4 protein-coding genes are annotated in these 5,366 nt (G+C 68.5%); 2 read left to right on the plus strand and 2 right to left on the minus strand.

Annotated features, from left to right (window positions below; translation table 11 throughout):
• Positions 1–66: 66 nt before the first annotated feature.
• Positions 67–2,355: a putative bifunctional diguanylate cyclase/phosphodiesterase gene (locus tag AC04L7_RS11685; RefSeq protein ID WP_435998074.1), complete on the minus strand. Its 2,289-nt coding sequence runs from the start codon at positions 2,353–2,355 to the stop codon at positions 67–69.
• Positions 2,356–2,510: 155 nt separating this feature from the next.
• A complete protein-coding gene (locus AC04L7_RS11690) occupies positions 2,511–3,284 on the minus strand; it encodes a DUF2189 domain-containing protein (RefSeq protein ID WP_435998072.1) in 774 nt (257 codons plus the stop codon).
• A gap of 123 nt (positions 3,285–3,407) precedes the next feature.
• Here AC04L7_RS11690 and AC04L7_RS11695 point away from each other — a divergent pair, with 123 nt between their 5' ends.
• Both AC04L7_RS11695 and AC04L7_RS11700 read left to right on the plus strand, forming a co-directional pair.
• Positions 3,408–4,583: a thiolase family protein gene (locus tag AC04L7_RS11695; RefSeq protein WP_435998070.1), complete on the plus strand. Its 1,176-nt coding sequence runs from the start codon at positions 3,408–3,410 to the stop codon at positions 4,581–4,583.
• Positions 4,584–4,760: 177 nt separating this feature from the next.
• Entirely contained in the window at positions 4,761–5,099 is a 339-nt protein-coding gene (locus tag AC04L7_RS11700) for a hypothetical protein (protein WP_475513057.1), read from the plus strand.
• The last annotated feature ends 267 nt before the right edge of the window (positions 5,100–5,366 follow it).

Raw genomic sequence — 5,366 nt, forward strand, 5'->3', positions numbered from 1 at the left:
CTGTTCGACGGGCGCGGCTGAAACCGGTTGCGCGGCACTGCCGCGCCGCGTGGCCGAGCGCATCGGTCACTCGTGCGCGGGCACTTGCCTGCGCATGCGGCGTTCGATGTCGCGGATGACCTGCGGGATGTCGGCGGGTGGCTGCGGCGGCGCCAGGTGATACCCCTGGGCCGCGTGGCACCCCATCGCGGCGAGCAGCGACAGCGTATGCGCGTCCTCCACGCCCTCCGCCACGACGTCCAGGCCGAGTTCGGCCGCCAGTTCCAGCGTCGACCGCACGATCGCGTCGTCGGCCATCGTGCGCCCCATCCGCGAGACGAAGGTCCGGTCCAGCTTCAGCACCCGGATGGGCATCTGCTGCAGGTAGGCGAGCGAGCTGTGCCCGGTGCCGTAGTCGTCGATGGACAGGATGACGCCGAGCGCGTGCAGCGCACCGAGGGCATGCAGGGAGCGGACGGGATCGCCCATGGCGCTGGACTCGGTGATCTCCAGTTCCAGCGCATGCGCGGGCAGGCCGTTCGCTGACAGGCGCCCGGCCACCCAGTCGGCGAGATCCGGGTCGGCCAGGTTGCGCGGCGACAGATTGACGGCCACGTCCAGCGACAATCCCTCGCGCCGCCATGCCGCGCACTGTGCGAGCGCCAGATCCAGCACCACCTGCACCAGGTCGCGCGCCATTTCGGTCTGCTCGACCGCACCGATGAACGCGGAGGGCGGCAGCAGGCCTTCGCGCGGATGCTGCCATCGCACCAGTGCTTCCACGCCCGAGACGCGCCCGCTGGCCAGGGCCAGCTTCGGCTGGTAGTGGACCACCAGTTCGCCGCGCCGGATGGCCTCGTGGAACTCGTTGAGCAGCAACAGGCGGCGAGAGTCCTGCGTATCCAGCTCGTCGACGAAGGCTTCGACGCGAGACTGCCGCTGCTTGGCCGCGCGCATGGCGGCGCTTGCGCTCCGCATCATGCGCTCGGCATCGGTGCCGTCTTCCGGCGATGTGGCCACCCCGATGCTGGCGGCCGCGTGCAGGCTGATGCCGTCGAGCGCCAGCGGTTCCGCGAGCGAGGCCTGCAGGCGCCAGGCGCACTCGATGGCGCGCTTGCCGGCCGACGGGCCGCGAAGGAGCACGCCGAATTCGTCTCCGCCCAGGCGCGCGAGGAGGTCGCCTGCCTCCAGCTCGTCACCCCAGCGCTGTGCGAGCGCGCACAGCATGCGGTCGCCCACCGGGTGGCCGAAGGTGTCGTTCACCCCCTTGAAGCGGTCGACGTCCAGCGCGAGGAGCGCGACGTTCTCCCGGTCCGCGAATGACTGCGACAAGCGGTGTTCCAGTTGCCGGCGGTTAGGAAGCGCGGTCAGCGCGTCGGTCTGCGCCCAGTGGCTGAGCCGCCGCGCCTGTTGCCTCATCCGCGCGAGCAGGTGGCGCACCCGCGTCCAGGTCAGGGCGGTGATGATGATGCTCGTGACCGCCACCCCCGCAACGTCCACGGGGATGCCGAAGGCGTACTGCACCAGCAGCACGCCCGGCGCGATGAGCGTCGCCAGCGCCAGCGTGGCGAGACGTCCGGGCGGGAAGTCGCCGGTTTCATGATCCCTCGGCGCGTGCAGCGCATGCAGGGAAGGATGCATCAGTGCTGCCCCCCACAGCACGTGCGCCAACAACCACATCGATTTCAGCAACGCCGATGGCTCGGACACGCTGCTCACCGTCATGTGGAACAGCGCATCGGCGCAGGCCCACGCCGTGAATCCGGCGGCAAGCAGCAGGAAGGCCGGCGAACGCGCCTCGCGCGCCGTCGCGATCCATACCAGAAGGCCGAGCAGCAACAGGTCGACAATGGGATAGAACACGCGCAACAGCTGTGGAGCGGCATAGGCGGCGCCTGCTGTATATGTCGGCAGGACCAGCAGTTCCCAGGCCACCAGCGTCAGCCCGGTGAACACGATCAACCCATCGAGCATCCCGGCGCGCTGGCGGCTGCCGGCGGGATCGCGCGCCAGGCCCAGCAGCGCCGCGACGAACATCGCGTAGGCCGCGATGTACAGCACGTCGGCCAGGTTGACGTTGCGACCGAAGGAACCATCGTTGTCGGTGGCCGCCTGCGCCACTTCACCGGCCGTCAACAATGCATGCGCGACCACCATCCACACCCACGCGATGCCATCGCGGGGCCGATTCGACCGCACGCCGATCACGCACCCCGCCAGGCCGTAGAACGCGATCAGGAAATACGCGATGTCCGATGCCAGCGGCGAGACGATCAACGGGTGCGCCACCGCCATCGACACGCCGATGCCGAGATAGGCCCGACACCGACGCGCACGCGCATCAGCCTGGGTCGTCTCGACGCTGGCGGTCGTCACGCCTTCTTCCTGCAAAGCTCTTGTCACGCGCCGCCCACTCTGGCTTGATCGCGCATGCATTAGAGGCATCGCCCTCGACGCAGGACAAGCCGAACGGCGCTAATGTCACTAACGTCACTCTAGCGGGGTGCAGCCGGTCGTCGTGCGTCGATGCGTCAGGGCAGCGACGGCCACCCGGACGCATCCAGCGTGTCGCGATACGCGTGCCACGTGGCGTAGGCAAGCCAGGGCATCAGCACCGCCAGTCCCAGGAATGCCGTGGCGAAGCCGATCGCCGTCACGGTGACCAGGAGCAGGCCCCAGAGCAGCATCACCCGCTTGTTACGCATCACAGCATGGACGCTGGAAACGGCCGCCGTCACCATGTCGACGTCGCGGTCGGCGATCATCGGCAGCGAGAACGCCGTGACCGCGAAGGTCAGCGTGGCGAACACGGCTCCGACGCACGACCCCAGGGCAAGGAACTCCCAGAACACACCCGGATCGCTGCCGTCGAAAGGGAAAAAGGCACTGACCATCATGCCGGCGCGCGACCACAACAGGATGATCACGCCCTGCCCCAGCGCGTAGACGCCCGCCTGTCCCAGCACGCGCCGCGCCAGCACGAAGGAATCGGCCAATCTCGGCGCGCGCCCCTGTTCCAGCGCGCGACTGACGCAGTAGAGACCCACGCAGATCAGCGGAGCGACGAAAACGAAACCCGACAGCAGGGTCGCCAGCAGGGCGAAGCGCCCCAGCGCATACCCCAGCCAGGCCACCCCGATGCTCACCAGAACGATGACCCCACCGAACGACAGGGTCAGCGCGGGGGCACGGCAGACGTCGCGCCAGCCCGCGCGCAGCCAGCGCCACGGCGCACCCGAGTCCAGCGCCTTGCACGGAACGACGAACGCGCGCGGCGCCGGGTCGATCGATGGCTCATGTGACATATCCAATCCCCTTGCGCCACAGCATACGCCGGCGGCCGGCAGCCTCCTGTACCAACGGCCGATTTGCCGGCCGTCGGCCCGGGGCGGGATAATCGGGATCTCACTCCACGCGGGAAGTCCTCCATGTCCGACATCGTCATCGCCGCCGCCAAGCGCACCGCCATCGGTTCGTTCCTCGGCCAGTTCAACGGTGTGCCCACCCCGACACTGGGCGCCGCCGCCATCGCCGCTGCGCTGGAGCAGTCCGGCATCCCGGCCGCCGACGTGTCCGAAGTGATCATGGGGTGCGTGCTGCCCGCCAACCTGGGCCAGGCACCGGCACGCCAGGCCGCGCGTGCGGCGGGCATCCCGGACGCCGCCGGCGCCACCACCATCAACAAGGTATGCGGCTCGGGCATGAAGGCCATCATGCTGGGCCACGACCTGATCAAGGCCGGCTCGGCCAGCATCGTCGTCGCCGGCGGCATGGAATCGATGAGCAACGCGCCCCACATGCTCCCCAACTCGCGCACGGGCAACCGCTACGGCAATTTCCAGGCGGTCGACCACATGGCATGGGACGGTCTGACCAGCCCGTACGACGGCCAGCCGATGGGCGTGTTCGCCGAGGCGACCGTGGACAAGTTCGGCTTCAGCCGCGAGGAGCAGGACGCCTTCGCCATCGAATCGGTCACCCGTGCCCAGGCAGCGCAGGCGTCCGGCGCGTTCAACGACGAGATCGTCCCGGTCAAGGTCGCCACGCGGAAAGGCGAGGTCGAGGTGGCAACCGACGAACAGCCGGGCAAGTCCGACATCGCCAAGATCCCCACGCTGAAGCCCGCCTTCAAGAAGGACGGCAGTGTGACCGCCGCCAGTTCGTCGAGCATTTCCGACGGCGCCGCCGCCACCGTCCTGCTGAGCGCCGACGAAGCCGCTCGGCGCGGCCTGACGCCACTGGCGAAGATCGTGGGTCATGCCACGTATTCGCAGGCGCCGGAGTGGTTCACCACCGCCCCCGTCGCCGCCATCGACAAACTGCTCAAGCAGGTCGGCTGGACGATCGACCAGGTGGACCTGTTCGAGGTCAACGAAGCCTTCGCCGTCGTCGCCATGGCGCCGATCAAGGAACTGGGCATCCCGCACGCCAAGGTCAACGTCAACGGTGGCGCCTGCGCGCTGGGCCATCCGATCGGTGCGTCGGGCGCCCGCGTGGTGGTCACCCTGGTCAACGCGCTGCGCGTTCGTGGCGCCAAGCGCGGCGTCGCCACGCTCTGCATCGGCGGCGGCGAGGCGACGGCGATCGCCGTCGAGATCGCCTGAGTTTTTGCGCAGTTGCGGGGGGCGAAGCGGCCGGCTTTCGCCCGCCCCATAAGGTTTAACAACGGATTGACAAAGATAACCGGCCAACCGCTTGACAGCCGTAATGGGCTTGTCATCATGTTGCAGGCGCGCAATTGCGCGTTGCCTAACTAACGACGAGGAAATGCAACGATGACCATGAACAAGGCTCTGATCGCGCTGGCTCTGGGTTTCGCCCTGGCTGCGTGCTCGAACCAGGACCAGGCTGCCGACGCCGCTGCCGACGCCGCTGCGACCGCCACCGAAGCCCAGGCTGCCGCTGACGCCGCCGCTTCCGCTGGCGAAGTGACCGCCGACGCCGCCCAGCAGTCGGCCGACGCCGCTGCCACCGCCGCCGACGCCGCTGCCACCGCCGCGACCGACGCTGCCGCCGCCACCACGACGGAAGCTGCTGACGCTGCTGCCGACGCCGCTGCCCAGRCTGCCGACACCGCCGAAGCCGCGACCGACGCTGCCAAGGAAGCCACCAAGCAGTAATCTGCTGGCGGTTGCCGGATTTAGCGTTAAACTGAGAAAGCCGCCAGTTCGCTGGCGGCTTTTTCTGTATCCGGGTCTGGCTCCCGGTTCGCCTCGTCGGTTTGAGACGGACGGACGTCGCCATCCCGGCGCCACTTTCTTCCACACTACCGATTTGGGGATCCACATGAAGATCAAGAGCACCGTGCTGCTGGTTGCCGCCGCCCTGGCCCTGAGCGCCTGCACCAAGAGCGAAAACACCGACGCCGCTGCTGCCGACGCTGCCGC

Source organism: Pseudoxanthomonas sp. LjRoot204_2, assembly GCF_056175765.1.

Bases quoted from the DNA above. Each gene is read 5' to 3' on its own strand.
- AC04L7_RS11690 (WP_435998072.1), bottom strand. From the start codon at position 3,284: ATGTCACATGAGCCATCGATCGACCCGGCGCCGCGCGCGTTCGTCGTT.
- AC04L7_RS11695 (WP_435998070.1), top strand. From the start codon at position 3,408: ATGTCCGACATCGTCATCGCCGCCGCCAAGCGCACCGCCATCGGTTCG.